The organism is Nocardia puris (genome assembly GCF_036051655.1).
Classification (GTDB): Bacteria; Actinomycetota; Actinomycetes; order Mycobacteriales; family Mycobacteriaceae; genus Nocardia; species Nocardia puris.
In genome coordinates, this window is sequence record NZ_CP107943.1 from 7,570,549 (window position 1) to 7,587,628 (window position 17,080).

The window sequence follows — 17,080 nt, forward strand, 5'->3', positions numbered from 1 at the left end:
GCGGCCTGCTCATCACCCAGGACGGCTACACCCTCGCCCTGGACAACTCGATCGTGGAGCCGGGCGAGATCGACTTCCGATTCCGCATCCTCGGCCCCGACGGCACGCCGGTCACCGAATACGCGCCGCTCCACGACCGCGAACTGCACCTGATCGTCGCGCGGCGGGAACTCACCGGGTTCTGGCACGTCCACCCCGAGCGGGCCGCCGACGGGACCTGGTCGGTGCGCCTCACGCTGCCCGAGGCGGGCGCCTACCGCGTGTTCACCGATATCGCCCCGCGCGCCCTCGGCCGCACCCTCACCCTCGGCGCCGACCTCGCCGTCGCGGGTCACTATGCCCCGCAAGCGGTTCCGCCCCCGACCCGCACCTCCCTGATCGATGACTACGAGGTCACCCTCGACGGCGACCTGGTCCCCGGCGAGGGCCACCTGCTCACCCTCACCGTCCGCAAGGGCGGCGAACCCGTCACCGACCTACAGCCCTACCTCGCGGCCTACGGCCATCTCGTCATCCTCCGCGCCGGCGACCTCGCCTACATCCACGTCCACCCCAACGGCGAACCCGGCGACGGCACCACCGCCCCCGGCCCCACCATCACCTTCCACACCCTCGTCCCGGGCCCAGGCACCTACCGCCTATTCCTGGACTTCCAACACGAAAACACCGTCCGCACCGCGACTTTCACCCTGAAGGCCTGACCACACGCCCTACGCCCATAGCGCAGACACGCCCCTCACTCGAGTCCGGTCAATTCGAGCTCGACAGGCGCGGCGACCCCGATCTCGTGACGGCGTGGCGTGGCTCACCGCGCCACGCCGTCACGAATCTCGGCACCAAACGTTTTGTCATCGGCGAAATCGTTGAGCAGCCTCCCGGAGCCGACGGCCAGTCCCTCCGCGGGGATGCGGACGGCAGCTCACGTCGCAGGGACACTCGACAGTGCGGACTCAGTTCTCGGCAGCCAACTGCCCACACGCTGCCGCGATCTCCTGACCGCGGGTATCGCGAACGGTGCACGGCACACCCTGCGCGTTGACGCGGCGCACGAACTCGCGCTCGACCGGCTTCGGGGCCGCGTCCCACTTGCTGCCGGGGGTCGGGTTCAGGGGGATCAGGTTGACGTGCACGCGCGAACCCAGCGCCTTGTGCAGCTTCTCCCCCAACATGTCGGCCCGCCAGGGCTGGTCGTTGATATCGCGGATCAACGCGTACTCGATCGAAACGCGACGGCCGGACTTGTCGGCGTAATAGCGTGCGGCGTCGAGAACTTCGGCCACGGGCCAGCGGTTATTGACCGGGACCAGGGTGTCGCGGAGTTCATCGTCGGGAGTGTGCAGAGAGACGGCCAAGGTGACCGAGAGATCTTCATCGGCCAACTTGCGGATCGCCGGCGCAAGACCCACCGTCGACACCACCACACTGCGCTGCGAAATCCCCAGCCCGTCGGGCGCAGGCGACGTGATGCGCCGCACTGCCGCCACCACCCGCTTGTAGTTCGCCAGCGGCTCACCCATACCCATGAACACGATATTGGACAGCCGCCCGGGCCCGCCCGCCACCTCGCCGTCCCGCAGGGCGGCCGCGGCGGCGCGCACCTGGTCGACGATCTCGGCGGTGGACAGGTTGCGGTTCAGCCCGCCCTGCCCGGTCGCGCAGAACGGGCAGGCCATCCCGCAGCCCGCCTGACTGGAGATGCACAGGGTGTTGCGGTCCTCGTAGCGCATGAGCACGCTCTCGAGCAGCGTGCCGTCACCGGCCTTCCACAGCGTCTTGCGCGTGCTGCCGTCGTCGCAGGCCACGTGCTTGACCACCGACAGCAGCGGCGGGAACAGCGCCTCGCCCACCTTGTCCCGCACGGGCGCGGGCAGGTCGGTCATCAGCGCGGGATCGGCCTGCAACCGCCCGTAGTACTGCCGCGCGATCTGGTCGGCGCGGAACTTCGGCAACCCGAGCTCCTCGACCGCCGCCCGCCTGCCGTCCGCGTCGAGATCGGCGAGATGCCGCGGGGGCATACCGCGGCGCGGGGCATCGAAAACCAGGGGGAGGGAGACGGTCATAGTTGTTCCAGTCTCTCATCCGCCCGCGCGCGGCGAATGCCCAGCCCACAACAGTGCGCGAGGACACACCGCTCAGTGCTTGGCCGCGCGCCGCAGTTGCAGGATGCGCACCCCGCCGACCAACGCCATCACCAGCGCCCCGGCGATCACCGACAGGAGCACCGTCACCCCGATCGGCAGGTGGAAATCCCAGAAGAACAGGCTCACCTCGACGGTGTCCAGGTTCTGCAGGATGAAGATCAACAGCACCACCAGGATCAGCGCGCCGACCACCAGTCCCACCCAGGCGTAGCCGGTCCGGGAGGAGAGGTCGGGCGCGTCCCCGGTCATGGCGGGCCGGGACTCGGGCGCGGTCTTGGGCGCGGCCTCGGGCGGCAGGTCGGCACCGCCCGCGTCGGGCTGGTACTCGGCGTTCGCAGACATGCCACGATCATGGACGATCGCTATCGCGCACACGCGCATTTGGCGTCATGTCGCGCCGGATCGAAATCCGTCAGATCAGGGTGCTCAACACCAGCCACGACACGAACGCCGACGGCAGCATCGAATCCAGGCGATCCATGATGCCGCCGTGGCCCGGCAGCAGCGTGCCCATGTCCTTGATGCCGAGCTCCCGCTTGATCTGCGATTCGATGAGGTCGCCGACGGTGGCCACCAGCACCAGGCCGACGCCGAGTACCACGCCGATCATCGAATTGGCCTGCAGCAGCAGGGTGACCGTGAGCAGACCGCCGATCACGCTGAACACCAGCGAACCCGCGAAACCCTCCCAGGACTTCTTCGGGCTGATCGAGGGCACCATCGGATGCTTGCCGAACAGCACGCCCGCCACGTAGCCGCCGACGTCGGAGCACACCACCAGGATCATGAACGTCAGGACCCGCAGGTTGCCGTCGGGTTCGAGCAGCAGCAGCGTCGCGAACGAGGCCAGCAGCGGAATCCAGGCCAGCGTGAAGACCGCGATCGCGGTGTCGCGCAAGAAGTTCCGCGGGGCGGTCTGCAATCCGTGGTCGAACAGCCGCCACACCATGCACACCAGCGCCGTCGCGGCGAACGCCCCCGCCACACCGCTGGCGCCCCACGGCCAGCCGAGCCAGAACACCGCCTGGCCGCCCACGATGAGCGGGATGCGCGGCACCAGCACGTCGGCCTCGCGCAGGCGCTTGGCCACCTCCCAGGTCGCCACACCCACACCCGTGGCCGCCACCGGGATGAACACCAGCGGCGCGAAGAGCAGGATCGCGATGAGCGAGAGACCGAGACCGAATCCGACGGCGAGCGCGGCGGGTAGGTTGCGCCCCGCGCGCGAGGCGGGCGCCGGGGTGGGGGCGGCGTCCACCTGCCTCCCGTCCGCGGCGTCGCCGGTGTGCCCGGCTGTCGCGTCGGCGCCGTCCACCGGCGTCGGCTCCTCGGCCGCACCGGTGGCGGCGGCATTGTCGGCCACGATTGTCCCGTCGCTCACTCGTCGTTCCGTTCGTCCCCCGCGCCCGGGCGGGCCCCTGACGGTCCTGCGTCAGACCTCGAGCAGTTCCGATTCCTTGTGCTTGACCAGTTCGTCGATCTGGCTCACGTATTTGGCGGTGGTCTTGTCGAGCTCCTTCTCGGCGCGCCCGACCTCGTCCTCACCCGCCTCGCCATCCTTCTGGATGCGCCCCAGTTCGTCCATCGCCTTGCGCCGCACGTTGCGGATCGAGACCTTGGCGTCCTCCCCCTTGGACTTCGCCTGCTTGACCAGCTCGCGGCGGCGTTCCTCGGTGAGCTGCGGGATGCTGATGCGCAGGATGTCACCGTTATTGGTGGGGTTGACGCCGAGATCGGAGTTGCGGATCGCGGTTTCGATCGCGCCCAGCTGCCCGGCCTCGTACGGCTTGATCACCACCATGCGCGGCTCGGGCACCGTGATGCTGGACATCTGGGTGATCGGGGTCGGCGATCCGTAGTAGTCGACGACGACCCGGGAGAACATGCCCGGGTTCGCGCGACCGGTCCGGATGGACCCGAGATCGTCCTTCGCCACCGAGACGGCTTTCTCCATCTTCTCCTCGGCGTCGAAGAGCGCTTCTTCAATCACGACCGTTTCCTCCACAGCGTCGTCATCGGCATGATCCGCGGGATTGCGGCGTCAGGACCGAACCAATGTGCCGATCTTCTCACCGGCTACCGCACGGGCGATATTGCCCTTCGTCAACAAATTGAACACCAGGATGGGCATCTGGTTGTCCATACAGAGACTGAAGGCGGTCGCGTCCGCGACCTTGAGGTCACGCTCGATGACCTCCTTGTGGGTGATCTCGGTGTACAGGGTGGCGTTCGCGTCGACGCGCGGGTCGGCGCTGAAGACACCGTCCACCGCCTTGGCCATCAGCACCACCTCGGCGCCGATCTCCAGCGCGCGCTGCGCGGCGGTGGTGTCGGTGGAGAAGTACGGCATGCCCATGCCCGCGCCGAAGATCACGACGCGGCCCTTCTCCAGGTGGCGCTTGGCGCGCAGCGGCAGGTACGGCTCGGCGACCTGGCCCATGGTGATGGCGGTCTGCACGCGGGTGTCCACGCCCTGCTTCTGCAGGAAGTCCTGCAGCGCAAGGCTGTTCATCACGGTGCCGAGCATGCCCATGTAGTCCGAGCGGGCGCGTTCCATGCCGCGCTCCTCGAGTTCGGCGCCGCGGAAGAAGTTGCCGCCGCCGATGACGACCGCCACCTGCACACCGGTCGCGACGACCTCGGCGATCTGCTCGGCGACCGTCTGCACCACGTCCGGGTCGAGTCCGACCGTGCCGCCGCCGAACATCTCGCCGCCCAGCTTGAGGAGCACCCGGCCATATCCTGGGCGATCGGTCCCCGGGTCGGTCATCGGCGCTCTTCTCCTTCGGTAGTCGGCGTCACTGGTGTTCGATATCGAGAGAATCGGGAATATCCGAAGCGTTCCCATCCTGCCTCATCGCCTGTCGCGCGCGATGCGGACCCCCGGCAACGCTCAGAACAACCCGACGGTGAAACCCTCGTCCTGTACTCCCCGGTAGCGCGCGCCCCCGAACCGGCGCAACCCGTCGTCGAGCACCGGGACGAACCCGGCCTCCTGTCCGAACGGTAGCCGGTATCCGCCGCGCACGCGGTGGAACTCCCACAGGTGCTCCATTTCCGGGTGCCGGTCGCGGAATCCGGGACCGGCCGGGAACAGGTCCAGCCGCACCATCGCCGTGGGCGGCAGCATTGTCGGACGGCGATTCACGGTCCGCGACACCGCGACCGCCGACAGTTCGCCCCACCCCACGGTCCAGGAGCGCCCGGCCGGATCGTCCCAGCTCAGCCCCTCCGGCCCGATGACCAGCCTGCGCGGTCTGGTGATCAGCCGCCACGCCAGCGCACCGCCGAGCGCGATCAGCAGCAGGAAACCGCCGAAGAGCAACCCGAGCACCTTCGTGACGACACCGCCCGGCAGCCGGTCGGTGAGCGCGCTCAGCACGGCGAACGCGCCGAACGCACCGGCCACGGCGATGCCCGCCGCCGATTTGGCCTTGCTCTGGCGGGCGACGTCGAGCACGACCGGGGCGGGGTGAGGAAGCACGCAGGCAGCGTACGAGAGCGCACGGGCGCGGTGTAGCCCGGAGTCCCCGGGGCAGCCGTGCCGACAGCAGAATGCCTCCCGCGCGGTGGGCGCGGGAGGCATTCGTGCGTGAGCGTCAGGCGATCAGGCCTGGCCGACCTCGAAGCGGGCGAAACGGGTCACGGTGACACCGGCCTCGTCCAGCAGCTGCTTCACGGTCTTCTTGTTGTCGGTGACCGACGGCTGCTCCAGCAGGACGACGTCCTTGAAGAAGCCGTTGACGCGACCCTCGGTGATCTTGGGCAGAGCGGCCTCGGGCTTGCCCTCCTCGCGCGCGGTCTGCTCGGCGATGCGGCGCTCGTTCTCCACCACGTCGGCCGGGACCTCGTCGCGGGTCACGTACTTGGCCTTGAGCGCGGCGACCTGCATGGCGGCGGCACGCGCGACCTCGGCGGCGGCCTCGCCCTCGCCCTGGTACTCCACCAGCACGCCGACGGCGGGCGGCAGGTCCGAGGAACGCTTGTGCAGGTAGGTCGCGACCGGGCCCTCGAAGGACACCGCGCGGCGCAGCTCGAGCTTCTCGCCGATCTTGGCGGCCAGCTCCTGCACGGCCTGATCGGCGGTCTTGCCACCGAGGTCGACGGCCTTGAGCGCATCCAGGTCGGCCGGGCGGGACTTGGCGGCCGCGGCCACGATCTGGGCGGCCAGACCCTGGAACTCGTCGTTCTTGGCGACGAAGTCGGTCTCGGAGTTGATCTCGATCAGCACGCCGTCCTGCGCGGCGACGAGACCCTCGGCGGTGGCGCGCTCGGCGCGCTTGCCCACGTCCTTGGCACCCTTGATGCGCAGGACCTCCACGGCCTTGTCGAAGTCACCGTCGGTCTCTTCGAGGGCCTTCTTGCAGTCCATCATCCCGGAGCCGGTGAGCTCCCGGAGCCGCTTCACATCGGCGGCGGTGTAGTTCGCCATCGGGGGCGAGCCTCCTTAGTCAAAGTCGAATACCGGTCGGTGGTGATCACGCTGGCACGCCTTCGTGATCACCACCGCAACAGCGGGTTACGCGCGGGCTCAGGCCTCGGCCGGGGCCTCGGCGGCGCCGTCGGCGCCCGGGGCGGCCTGCGCCAGCAGTTCCTGCTCCCACTCGGCGAGCGGCTCGCCCGCGCCCGACTCCGGCTTGTCGTCACCGGAGGACAGGCCGGCGCGCGCCTGCACGCCCTCGGCCACCGCGGAGGCGACGACCTTGGTCAGCAGGGCGGCGGAGCGGATCGCGTCGTCGTTGCCCGGGATCGGGTAATCGACCAGGTCGGGGTCGCAGTTGGTGTCCAGGATCGCGATGACCGGGATGTTCAGCTTGCGCGCCTCGCCGACGGCGATGTGCTCCTTGTTGGTGTCGACGACCCAGATGGCCGAGGGCACCTTCTGCATGTCGCGGATACCGCCGAGGGTGCGCTCCAGCTTGTTCATCTCACGCGTGAGCATGAGGATTTCCTTCTTGGTGCGACCCTCGAAACCACCGGTCTGCTCCATGGCCTCGAGCTCCTTGAGGCGCTGCAGGCGCTTGTGCACGGTGGAGAAGTTGGTGAGCATGCCGCCCAGCCAGCGCTGGTTCACGTAGGGCATGCCGACGCGGGTGGCCTCGGCCGCGATGGACTCCTGGGCCTGCTTCTTGGTGCCGACGAACAGGACGGTGCCACCGTGGGCGACCGTCTCCTTGACGAACTCGTACGCCTTGTCGATGTAGGTCAGCGTCTGCTGCAGGTCGATGATGTAGATGCCATTGCGGTCGGTGAAGATGAACCGCTTCATCTTCGGGTTCCAGCGCCGGGTCTGGTGTCCGAAGTGGGCGCCGCTGTCGAGCAGCTGCTTCATAGTTACGACAGCCATGGCTCTCGCACTCTCTTTCGTTGCCGGTTGACGCGGCGGATCGGCGATCCACCGCCCTGGCGCCGCCGAATCGTCGGGCCCGCTCGTTGCCGATCGGGACCAGCCGGCGATTCCTCGTTCCGTACCGATGCCGCCGCGAACAGAGGGTCCGAAGAAAGGAGCTCTGGGTTACGACAGCGCCGAGACGATCGAGCACGGTGGCGCGCGAAGTCGGTCCATGCCTGGCACAGACCGCTCGACAAGTCTACGACCACGGACCGCCCGCACCGAAATCGCCCCGGGCGTGTGCGCCCGACCAGGAGAAATACCAGGTTTCCACAGGTGCCGGGGTTGTCCCCATTCCGCACATCGGCGCTTCCGCGAAGGCCTTCGGCGGCCGACTGTGGAGGCATGTACCGACTCTCGATCTCCTGCACGATGATGTTGCCGTTGCTGCTGTTGTTCGCGGTGGTCTCGGCGCGGCCCGTCTCCGCCGGTCCACCGCCGTGCGCGGGCTCGGGGTGCCCACCGGGGGTGGCGCGCGAACTGCCGTTCGTGCAGCGTGCGCCCTTGCCGCGCCCTGCGGTTCAGTTCCGGATTCCTCTTCCGTGGGGCGCGGTGCCGATCACCGGGTCGTCGGAGTTGTGCGGGTATCTGGCCACGCACGGAGTCCGTTGCGTTGTCCGGCGGTGAACCCGTGGTCGCGGCGGTGTGGCGATCAGCGGCAGCTCGACGGGTGGTCGATGCGCACCGGCAGGTCGGAGTCCACATCGCGATCTCGCCGACCGCGGAGGCGAACGAGCAGGCCGGAGCCGCCGGGCTTCGCGTGCCCACGGATTCTCGTCGGCGAGGGCCGCACTCACGACGGCCGGGCGGCCCGGACGGTCAGCGCGGCCGGCCTGGCTGACGAGCGGCAGCCGTCAGGACCTGCGGCACCTGCGCGTGCGGTCCCTCCCCGTATTGACGGTGATGCGCTCCGGATCTACGGGGACGTGCTCCGGCGCTGGACGAATGACGACGACCTGAACAACAGATCCGAACCGCGGATCGGCACCCCTCGGGGCACACGGCCGAATCCTCATTGGCAGGTCGGCGGCATATGCAGGTCGGCGCGCACATGCCCTACGAGCAGGAAGAAACCTCCGCGGCGGCGGGGCAGGCCGCGCAGCGCGACGCCGACAGGAAATGTGCGCGCCGTGCGTCAATGGTGCGGCGGGCAAACGGTGTGGCTGAGGGCGATGATCCTGCTCGGCACAGTCGCGATGGTGATGCTCGCCGAGCCGGTGAGCGCGGTGGCTGCGCCGAGTGGTGAGTTCGGGTGGCCGCTGCGGCCCCGGCCCGCGGTGGAGCGGCGGTTCGATCCACCCGACCAACCGTGGTTGCCGGGGCATCGGGGCGTGGATCTCGCCGGTGCGCCAGGGCAATCGGTGTACGCGGCGGGAAGTGGGATCGTCGTGTTCGCGGGAACAGTCGCGGGCAAAGAGGTGGTGTCGATCGACCATCCCGGCGGCCTGCGCACGACGTACGAGCCGGTGCGGGCCGAGGTTCCGGTGGGGCGGCGGGTCGCCCGGGGCACCCCGATCGGGACGCTCGAGGAGGGGCATCCAGGCTGCGCGGCGTCGGCCTGCCTGCACTGGGGTCTGCGCCGCGAGGCCGGAAGACGAGGGCGGCCGGAGTATCTGGACCCGCTCGGATTACTTCGCCTTGCACCGCTGCGGCTGTATCCGGTGGAGGCGCAATGAGGGTCCGCCTGGTCGATCGAAGGGCGCCGAAACCATCGAAGGCTCGGTCCGGGGCTCCGGGCGGAAGTGAACTTCGGGGATACTGACTGGCGGGCGAACCCTCGACCGTCGTCGCGGACGTATGCCCTGCCCGCCCCTTGCCCACGCCGAACGGCGTTCCACGCGCTGCGCGATCCTGGTTGGTGAGCCTGCGCACCCCCACACAGCCACGGGGATGGGCATCGGCGGAGGCGGGATCTTCTGCCCGCGGGCGGTGTCGGGGTACGCGGCGGGTGCTGGTGCGGGCAGCGGATCGGTAAGGCGGCGCGACAGGTGCGAGTCACCGAATGGGCGACTTCCTCTCGGGCGATCAACGTGACCCGCGCCGATCAGCATTCGCGCTGTGACGAGGTAGTGGAAGCGACCCTCGGAGGTAGGTGGAAGCGACCCTCGGAGGTACCGGGCCACGCAGATGGGCGTGATCCGCTAGGCGCGGGCGGCGTTTCGGATGATGATCGGAGGATGGAGCACGCGACGAGTGAGCCGTCCTTCACCTATTCCGAGGTCGGGGCGACGGCGGGCACCGCACCGGCCGGCTACCACCGGTTCCGCCTGCGGCGGCGCATCGGGCACGGCCGGGAGCTCTTCGAGCGGGCGGGCGCGGAGATCCTCACGTACCGAATGCAGAAGGGCACCAACATCTTCGACAAGGCCGACACCCCGGTGGCGGAGCCCGGGACCGGGCTCACGGTGCGCCTCGGTGTGGGGCCGGTGGCGATCGTCGCCCCGTGCCGGGTGGTGTACGTGCTCGAGGAGGAGAACCGCCGCGGGTTCGCCTACGGCACCCTCCCCGGCCACCCCGAGTCCGGCGAGGAACTGTTCGCCGTCGAGTACGACCCCGCCGACGACTCCGTCTACGGGCTCGTCACCGCCTTCTCCCGCCCGGCCGCCTGGTACACCCGCCTGGGCGGCCCGGTCGTGCGCGCCATCCAGCGCTTCATCGCCGGCCGCTACATCGCCACCCTCCCCACCTCGACCTGACGGTCGGGCCGTCGGGCCGGCAGTCGGGCCCTCGGCCTGACAGTCGACCCCACAGCCCGACAGTCGACCCCACAGCCCGACAGTCGACCCCACAGCCCGACAGTCGACCCCACAGCCCGACAGTCAGCCCCACAGCCCGACAGTCAGCCCCACAGCCCGACAGTCGACCCCACAGCCCGACAGTCAGCCCCACAGCCCGACAGTCAGCCCCACAGCCCGACAGTCAGCCCCACAGCCCGACAGTCAGCCCCACAGCCCGACAGTCAGCCCCACAGCCCGACAGTCAGCCCCACAGCCCGACAGTCAGCCCCACAGCCCGACAGTCAGCCCCACAGCCCGACAGTCAGCCCCACAGCCCGACAGTCAGCCCCACAGCCCGACAGTCAGCCCCACAGCCCGACAGTCAGCCCCACAGCCCGACAGTCAGCCCCACAGCCCGACAGTCAGCCCCACAGCCCGACAGTCAGCCCCACAGCCCGACAGTCAGCCCCACAGCCCGACAGTCAGCCCCACAGCCCGACAGTCAGCCCCACAGCCCGACAGTCAGCCCCACAGCCCGACAGTCAGCCCCACAGCCCGACAGTCAGCCCCACAGCCCGACAGTCAGCCCCACAGCCCGACAGTCAGCCCCACAGCCCGACAGTCAGCCCCACAGCCCGACAGTCAGCCCCACAGCCCGACAGTCAGCCCCACAGCCCGACAGTCAGCCCCACAGCCCGACGGTCAGCCCCACGGCCCGACGGTCAGCCCCACGGCCCGACGGTCGGGCCCTCGGTCTGGCGGTCGGTCTGGCGGTCGGCCGCGCAGGGCGGGTCCTCGGCCCGCGACGGCTGTCCCAGCGAGACGTCTGCTAACGCGGACCTGAAACGTCTCAGCCCACGCCAGCCAGGCGCCCTGTGCTCGCGCCGGAGTCGCGCTCAACCTCACCCCATCGATTCGGGGCCGCCTGCCGACGCGCAGGCCACCGCCCGATTCAAGCCGGAACCCCTCACCCCATCGGCTGACCGGCCGGTGCGCATGCACCAGCCAGGGATGCAGGCCCGCGCGGCTGGTGGCGAATGCCGCGGGGCCGGGACGCCAGGGGTCGGCACGGAACGCCCGCCGCGCGTCTTGGCACCGGGGCGCAGTGAACTTACTTGACGCTACAACTTCGGTCGACAGCGGCGGGCGCGGGTGCGACCATGGAGCGAGATCTCGCTCGACGGTTCCGCTCGATTCCTCGCGATCGACCACCAGGAGACCCGGATGGGAGCGCCCACACCGCTGTTGGACGTGCTCGTCGGTTGCGTCGGCGCGCTCACCGGGGATTTCGACATCATCGACTGGTCGCAGCAGCTCGTCGACGCGTGTGCCCACCTCACCGGCGGCGCGGCCGCGGGCCTGTTCCTCGCCGACCACCGCGACGCGTTGCTGGTCCTGGCGGTGACGGACGAACCGGCACGGGCGCTGGTGGAGTCCAGCGACGGACCGCCCGGGCAGGCTTACCGCACCGGAAGTCCCGCCGTGGCCGACGATCTCACGACAGCCGCGCTGGTGTGGCCCGAGTTCGCTTCGCGCGCAAGCGAACAGGGCTACCGCTCGGTGTACGCCATGCCGCTGCGCATCGACTCCGACGATCTCGGCGCGCTCACCGTCTTCGGCACCATCCCGGGCGCACTGGATCGCGCGGGCCGGCGCACCGCGCGCATCCTCGCCGATGTCGCCACACTCGGCATCGCCCAGCACATCTTGCGACCCCGCGTCGAACCGGTCCGCACCCGGCTGCCCGTGGCCTTGCACGACCGCGTGGTGGTCGAACGCGCGAAAGGCGTTCTCGCCGAACACGGCGGCGTCGACACCGAGGAAGCCTTCGCACGCCTGCGCAGCCACGCGGTCCGCACCGGCCAGCGCCTCTCCGACCTGGCCGGCGCTCTGCTCGCGGGCACCGTGCACCCCACGGCCATCCTCACCCCGCCCACTCCACGAGGACGCTGACGAACGAACACGATCAGCTCGGCACGCTCCGGACCCCGGGCCAAACCTCCTCTGATCCAAGCGAATTCACGCCGATCCGACGATTGATCAAGTCGCCGCCGCCCCGCGTTCACACGGCCGAACAGTCGGTGAAATCCTCCGCGATGGTCTAGACCAGAAAACCGTCAGCCTGAAATGGTCTAGACTATTAAGTCGATCATGGCAGGCAAGGCCAGGACGAAGACCAAGGTGATGGTGGCGGTCGCCGCCGCGCTGATGACCGGGGCGGGAGGCGCCGCCGCCCAGCCGGGTACCGGATCGTCGGGATCGCCCGGCACGGGAGACGACTCGGTCAAGGTGGTGGTCATCGGCATCGACGGCGCCATGTACGACAAGATCGTCGAGACGAAGGCGCCGAATCTGCTGAAGCTGGCGAGCGAGGGCACGGTCGGACAGTCCTTCATCGCCCCGCACACCACCATCTCCGGCCCCTCGTGGTCGTCGGTGCTGACCGGCGTGTGGGACACCAAGCACGGCATCAAGAACAACAATTTCGACGCCACGCCGTTCGAGGCCTGGCCGACGGTGTTCACGCGCCTGGAGCAGACGAATCCGGAGCTGCGGACCCGGTCGGTCGCGACCTGGCCCAATATCGCGATCATCGTGGGCAGCGGCACCCCGCTGACGCCCACGTCGTCAGCCCGTCGCAGCCGGGGGATCCGACCGGCGCCGCCGTGGACGCGATCACCGGCGACACCAGCGCCGCGGCCATCCGCGACGAGGGACCGGACTTCCTGTTCACCCATCTCGATCAGGTGGACGCCGTCGGCCACGCCCACGGCAGCGCGTCGCCGCAGTTCCTCGACTCGCTGCGCAGCGTGGACCGGGAAGTCGGCAAGATCGTGTCCGCCGTCGACGCCCGCGCGGCGGCGCACCCCGGGGAGACCTGGCAGATCATCGTCACCACCGACCACGGCCACACGCCGACCGGCGGGCACGGTGGCCAGACACCCGACGAGACGGCGAATTTCGTGATCGCCCGCGGCTCGGCGTTCACGGCCGGTGCGGCAACGGCGGATTCGCTGATCGACCTCACGCCGACGGCCCTCGATCTACTGGGCGTTCCGGCCGACTCGGCGCTGGACGGCAAGTCGTTCGCCCGGACCCGGCGGTGAGCACGCGCCACCGTTAGCTCCCGCGAGCCTGTTCGCTCCCGCCCGCGAGGCCTGTCTCCCCGGAGAATCGGACTCGTGGGCGGCCGCCTACCACGCCGGAGTCGGTTGCTCACCGGGCCAAGCACGACGGGCCGAACAATGCCTTCAGTTCCCCCATCAGCGCGGGTGAGGGTGTCACGCGGAATCGGGGGTCGAGTCCCAGCAGCTGTGGCCCCTTCCGGCCCACGAACTGGATCCGGACCTCGCAGGTTCCGGCGTGCCGTTCCAGGGTCTCGCGCAGGCCGCGCACGGTCGCCGGCGTGCACGCGGCGACGGGCACGGTCACCACGAGCGGGCCACCGGTCCCGGCGAGGTCGGGCACCGTGACGTGTTCGCCGAGCAGCGACCACCGGTCCTCTCGCACACTCACCCGCACCGAGACCAGCACCACCGCGTCTTCGACCAGCATCGTGCCCAGGGCGGCGAAAGCCGTGGGAAAGAACAGTATTTCGGCCCCGGCATCCAGGTCTTCCAGCCGGACGATCGCCCACGGCTCGCCCTTCTTCGTCACCCGGCGGTCGATCGCCGCGACGATCCCGCCCACCGTGCCCTTCCATCCGTGCGGCAGCCGCTTGTCCCCGATGTCGGCCAGCGACGCGTCACAGCGCGCCGCCAGCACGGGCGCGACGTCGTCGAGCGGGTGCGCGGACACGTACAGTCCCAGCATCTCCCGCTCGAAACTCAACAACCGGTCCCGCTCCCATTCGCGCTCCGGCACCGGAATGTCGAAGGCCGACACGACATCCGGCTCGGTCACGCCCGCGGAGAACAGGTCGAACTGGCCCCGGGCGGCGGCCTTCTTCGTGCTCATCGCCGCGTCCACGGCCTCGCCGAGGATCTCGGACAGCCCACCGCGCGGATGCCCCAGTGAATCGAAAGCCCCCGCCTTGACCAGGGATTCGACGACCTTCTTGGTGCAAGCCGCCGCATCGACCTCGGCGAGGAAGTGGGAGAAACCGCGAAAGGGGCCCCGTGCGCGCGCCCGCACGATCGCCTCGACCACCGGTTCGCCGACGTTGCGGACCGCGCCGAGCCCGAATCGGATCGCCTCGCCGGCGCAGGAGAATGTCGCGGCCGACTCGTTCACATCCGGTGGCAGCACCCGGATTCCGCGCTTGCGGCAGTCGGCCAGGTACACGGCGGACTTGTCCTTGTCGTCGCCGACCGAGGTGAGCAGCGCCGCCATGAACTCGGCGGGGTAGTTCGCCTTGAGGTAGGCGGTCCAGTACATGACCAGGCTGTATCCCGCCGCGTGCGATTTGTTGTAGGCGTAGCCCGCGAACGGCAGCACCGCCTCCCACAGCGCCGTCACGGCGGCGTCGCTGTAGCCGTTGTCCCGCATGCCTTTTCGGAAGTTCTCGAACTCCATGGCGAGCACCTCGGGCTTCTTCTTGCCCATCGCGCGGCGCAGCAGGTCGGCCTGGCCGAGCGAGTACCCGGCCACGCGCTGCGCGATCTGCATGATCTGTTCCTGGTAGACGATCAGCGCGTAGGTCTCCGACAGGATCTCGCGCAGCGGATCGTCGAGTTCGGGATGGATCGGTGTGACAGCTTCGCGGCCGTTCTTGCGGTCGGCATACGACCAGTGCGCGCCGACGCCCATCGGACCGGGCCGGTAGAGCGCGTTCGAGGCGACGAGATCGTTGAACTCCGTCGGCGCCATGCGCAGCAGCAGCTCCCGCATACCGGCCGAATCCATCTGGAAGACACCGAGATTGTCGCCGCGCGCGAGCATCGCGTAGGTCGGCGCGTCGTCGAGCGCGACCGCTTCGATGTCGAGCTCGATCCCCCGGTTCGCGCGGATGTTGTCGAGGCAGTCACCGATCACGGTGAGCGTGCGCAACCCGAGGAAGTCCATCTTGAGCAATCCGATGGCCTCGCACGACGGATAGTCCCAACCGGTGATGACCGCGCCGTCCTGCGGCCGCTTCCACAGCGGCACCACGTCCAGCAGCGGCTCGCTGGACAGGATCACCGCGCACGCGTGCACGCCCGCGCCGCGCACCAGCCCTTCCAGTCCGACGGCCGTGTCGTGGATGCGCCGCACATCCGGATCGGTGTCGATGAGTGCGCGCACAGCGGCGGCCTCGCCGTAGCGCTCGTGCGACGAATCGGTGATGCCCGCCACCGGAATGTCTTTGGCCGCGACGGCGGGCGGGAGCGCCTTGGTGATGCGGTCGGCCACCGCGAAACCGGGCTGACCGAAATGCACACGCGCGGCGTCCTTGATCGCCGCCTTGGTCTTGATGGTGCCGAAGGTGATCACCTGCGCGACCTTCTCCGCGCCCCAGCGCTCGGTGGCGTAGCGGATCATCTCGCCGCGGCGGCGGTCGTCGAAGTCGATGTCGATATCCGGTGCGGACGGGCGCTCCGGGTTCAGGAACCGCTCGAACAGCAGTCCGTGCTCGATCGGGTCGATATTGGTGATCGAGAGCGCGTAGGCGACCAGCGATCCGGCCGCCGACCCGCGCCCGGGGCCGACCCGGATGCCCACCCGTCGCGCGTGCGCGACCAGGTCGCCGACCACGAGGAAGTAGGCGGGAAATCCCTTGTCGCGGATGATGTCCAGCTCGAAGTCCGCGCGGTCACGATAGGTCTGCGGGACGCCGCCCGGGAGGCGCCTGCGCAGGCCGGCGTCGACCTCGCGGCGCAACCAGCTGTCCTGGGTGTGTCCCTCGGGCACGGGGAAGACCGGCATCCGGTCGCGCGCCGCCCACACGTCGTCGTACGACTCGACGCGTTCGGCCAAGGCCAGGGTGGCATCGCAACCGCCGGGCACCTCGTCGTCCCACAGGGCGCGCATCTCGGCCGCCGACTTCAGGTAGTAGCCGTCGCCGTCGAATCGGAAGCGGGTGGGATCGGAGAGGGTCTTGCCGGTCTGCACGCACAACATCGCCTCGTGGGCAGGAGCCTGCTCGCGCCGCACATAGTGACAGTCGTTGGTCACCAACGGCGTCAGACCGACTTTCGCGCCCACCGCGAGCAGGTCCTCCCGCACCCGGCGTTCGATGCCGAGACCGTGATCCATCAGTTCGAGGGAGAAGTTCTCCGGCCCGAAGATGTCGCGCCAGCGTCCGGCGGCCTCATAGGCAGCGTCGAACTGGCCGAGCCGCAACCGGGTCTGCACCTCGCCCGACGGGCACCCGGTCGTCGCGACGATGCCCGCCGCGTGCTCGGCGATCAACTCGGCGTCCATGCGCGGCCACTTGCCCAGCTGCCCTTCGAACGACGCGAGCGAGGAGAGCCGGAACAGATTCCGCAGTCCGGTCGCGTTCACGGCGAGCATCGTCATGTGCAGGTACGCGCCCGATCCGGAGACGTCGTCGGACTTCTGCGACGGATCGCCCCAGCGCACGCGCTCGGTCGAGAACCGGGATTCCGGCGCGATGTACGCCTCGATCCCGATGATCGGCGTGACGGCCGACTGCCGTGACCGCCGATAGAACTCCGCCGCGCCGTACATGTTGCCGTGGTCGGTCATGCCCACGGCGGGCATGCCGAGCCGTTCGGCCTCGGTGAACAGCGCGTCGACCTTGGCCATGCCGTCGAGCATCGAGTACTCGGTATGGTTGTGCAGATGGACGAAGGATGCGCCGGTCATAGATCTCCCCTGTGCGGCCTGTCTCGCGCGAGAACGGAACGGAATTCAGGTGTTCCAGCGGATATTCACGCTGGAAACGAGGT

The 17,080-nt window shown here is 69.3% G+C and carries 15 protein-coding genes and 1 pseudogene; 7 read left to right on the plus strand and 9 right to left on the minus strand.

From position 1 onward, the window contains the following. Positions 1-53 precede the first annotated feature (53 nt). Complete coding sequence (locus OHB21_RS35140) at positions 54-701, plus strand: hypothetical protein (protein ID WP_324192295.1); 648 nt, start codon at positions 54-56, stop codon at positions 699-701. Positions 702-950: 249 nt separating this feature from the next. On the opposite strand, the gene rlmN is transcribed toward OHB21_RS35140, so the two are convergent. The 8 genes from rlmN to rpsB form a co-directional block, all read right to left on the minus strand. Then, positions 951-2,060 (minus strand): 23S rRNA (adenine(2503)-C(2))-methyltransferase RlmN, encoded by a 1,110-nt coding sequence (rlmN, locus tag OHB21_RS35145; RefSeq protein WP_067513833.1) that lies wholly within the window; start codon positions 2,058-2,060, stop codon positions 951-953. A gap of 72 nt (positions 2,061-2,132) precedes the next feature. Continuing rightward, entirely contained in the window at positions 2,133-2,483 is a 351-nt protein-coding gene (locus OHB21_RS35150) for a LapA family protein (RefSeq protein WP_084538151.1), read from the minus strand. 70 nt (positions 2,484-2,553) lie between these two features. Then, positions 2,554-3,456, minus strand: coding sequence for a phosphatidate cytidylyltransferase (locus OHB21_RS35155; RefSeq protein WP_407675267.1), 903 nt, complete (start codon positions 3,454-3,456; stop codon positions 2,554-2,556). A gap of 117 nt (positions 3,457-3,573) precedes the next feature. After that, entirely contained in the window at positions 3,574-4,131 is a 558-nt protein-coding gene (gene frr, locus OHB21_RS35160; RefSeq protein ID WP_067513845.1) for a ribosome recycling factor, read from the minus strand. 51 nt (positions 4,132-4,182) lie between these two features. Next, positions 4,183-4,911, minus strand: a complete 729-nt coding sequence (gene pyrH / locus OHB21_RS35165) for a UMP kinase (RefSeq protein WP_067513831.1) — start codon at positions 4,909-4,911, stop codon at positions 4,183-4,185. Between the two features lie 123 nt (positions 4,912-5,034). Further along, positions 5,035-5,625, minus strand: coding sequence for a hypothetical protein (locus OHB21_RS35170; RefSeq protein ID WP_084538148.1), 591 nt, complete (start codon positions 5,623-5,625; stop codon positions 5,035-5,037). Between the two features lie 123 nt (positions 5,626-5,748). Next, the gene (gene tsf / locus OHB21_RS35175; RefSeq protein ID WP_067513829.1) at positions 5,749-6,573 is read right to left on the minus strand and encodes a translation elongation factor Ts; all 825 of its coding nucleotides are present in this window, start codon (positions 6,571-6,573) and stop codon (positions 5,749-5,751) included. A gap of 99 nt (positions 6,574-6,672) precedes the next feature. Then, a complete protein-coding gene (gene rpsB, locus OHB21_RS35180; protein ID WP_067513828.1) occupies positions 6,673-7,488 on the minus strand; it encodes a 30S ribosomal protein S2 in 816 nt (271 codons plus the stop codon). Between the two features lie 390 nt (positions 7,489-7,878). Here rpsB and OHB21_RS35185 point away from each other — a divergent pair, with 390 nt between their 5' ends. From OHB21_RS35185 to OHB21_RS35210, 6 genes and pseudogenes are all read left to right on the plus strand, one after another. Further along, the gene (locus OHB21_RS35185; RefSeq protein ID WP_195142441.1) at positions 7,879-8,160 is read left to right on the plus strand and encodes a hypothetical protein; all 282 of its coding nucleotides are present in this window, start codon (positions 7,879-7,881) and stop codon (positions 8,158-8,160) included. A 569-nt stretch (positions 8,161-8,729) separates the two neighbouring features. Further along, positions 8,730-9,209, plus strand: coding sequence for a M23 family metallopeptidase (locus OHB21_RS35190; RefSeq protein ID WP_228791769.1), 480 nt, complete (start codon positions 8,730-8,732; stop codon positions 9,207-9,209). Positions 9,210-9,710: 501 nt separating this feature from the next. Beyond that, positions 9,711-10,229, plus strand: a complete 519-nt coding sequence (locus tag OHB21_RS35195) for a DUF1990 family protein (protein ID WP_067513826.1) — start codon at positions 9,711-9,713, stop codon at positions 10,227-10,229. A 1,173-nt stretch (positions 10,230-11,402) separates the two neighbouring features. Continuing rightward, on the plus strand, positions 11,403-12,203 hold the full coding sequence (locus OHB21_RS35200; protein WP_084538147.1) for a GAF and ANTAR domain-containing protein: 801 nt from the start codon (positions 11,403-11,405) through the stop codon (positions 12,201-12,203). 363 nt (positions 12,204-12,566) lie between these two features. Then, positions 12,567-12,680: pseudogene (locus OHB21_RS37685) on the plus strand (alkaline phosphatase family protein); the annotation flags it as partial. A gap of 236 nt (positions 12,681-12,916) precedes the next feature. Further along, positions 12,917-13,357 carry an alkaline phosphatase family protein gene (locus OHB21_RS35210; RefSeq protein WP_195126121.1) on the plus strand — a complete coding sequence of 147 codons (441 nt, stop codon included), beginning with the start codon at positions 12,917-12,919 and terminating at the stop codon, positions 13,355-13,357. 109 nt (positions 13,358-13,466) lie between these two features. Here the strand turns inward: OHB21_RS35210 and dnaE are convergent, their stop codons facing one another. Next, positions 13,467-16,997 (minus strand): DNA polymerase III subunit alpha, encoded by a 3,531-nt coding sequence (gene dnaE / locus OHB21_RS35215; protein ID WP_195126120.1) that lies wholly within the window; start codon positions 16,995-16,997, stop codon positions 13,467-13,469. Positions 16,998-17,080 lie beyond the last annotated feature (83 nt).

What these genes read in the sequence shown, in the direction of transcription:
- OHB21_RS35195 (WP_067513826.1), top strand. Translation starts at nt 9,711, where the DNA reads ATGGAGCACGCGACGAGTGAGCCGTCCTTCACCTATTCCGAGGTCGGG.
- tsf (WP_067513829.1), bottom strand. Translation starts at nt 6,573, where the DNA reads ATGGCGAACTACACCGCCGCCGATGTGAAGCGGCTCCGGGAGCTCACC.
- rpsB (WP_067513828.1), bottom strand. Translation starts at nt 7,488, where the DNA reads ATGGCTGTCGTAACTATGAAGCAGCTGCTCGACAGCGGCGCCCACTTC.
- OHB21_RS35185 (WP_195142441.1), top strand. Translation starts at nt 7,879, where the DNA reads ATGTACCGACTCTCGATCTCCTGCACGATGATGTTGCCGTTGCTGCTG.
- pyrH (WP_067513831.1), bottom strand. Translation starts at nt 4,911, where the DNA reads ATGACCGACCCGGGGACCGATCGCCCAGGATATGGCCGGGTGCTCCTC.
- OHB21_RS35150 (WP_084538151.1), bottom strand. Translation starts at nt 2,483, where the DNA reads ATGTCTGCGAACGCCGAGTACCAGCCCGACGCGGGCGGTGCCGACCTG.
- OHB21_RS35190 (WP_228791769.1), top strand. Translation starts at nt 8,730, where the DNA reads ATGGTGATGCTCGCCGAGCCGGTGAGCGCGGTGGCTGCGCCGAGTGGT.
- dnaE (WP_195126120.1), bottom strand. Translation starts at nt 16,997, where the DNA reads ATGACCGGCGCATCCTTCGTCCATCTGCACAACCATACCGAGTACTCG.
- rlmN (WP_067513833.1), bottom strand. Translation starts at nt 2,060, where the DNA reads ATGACCGTCTCCCTCCCCCTGGTTTTCGATGCCCCGCGCCGCGGTATG.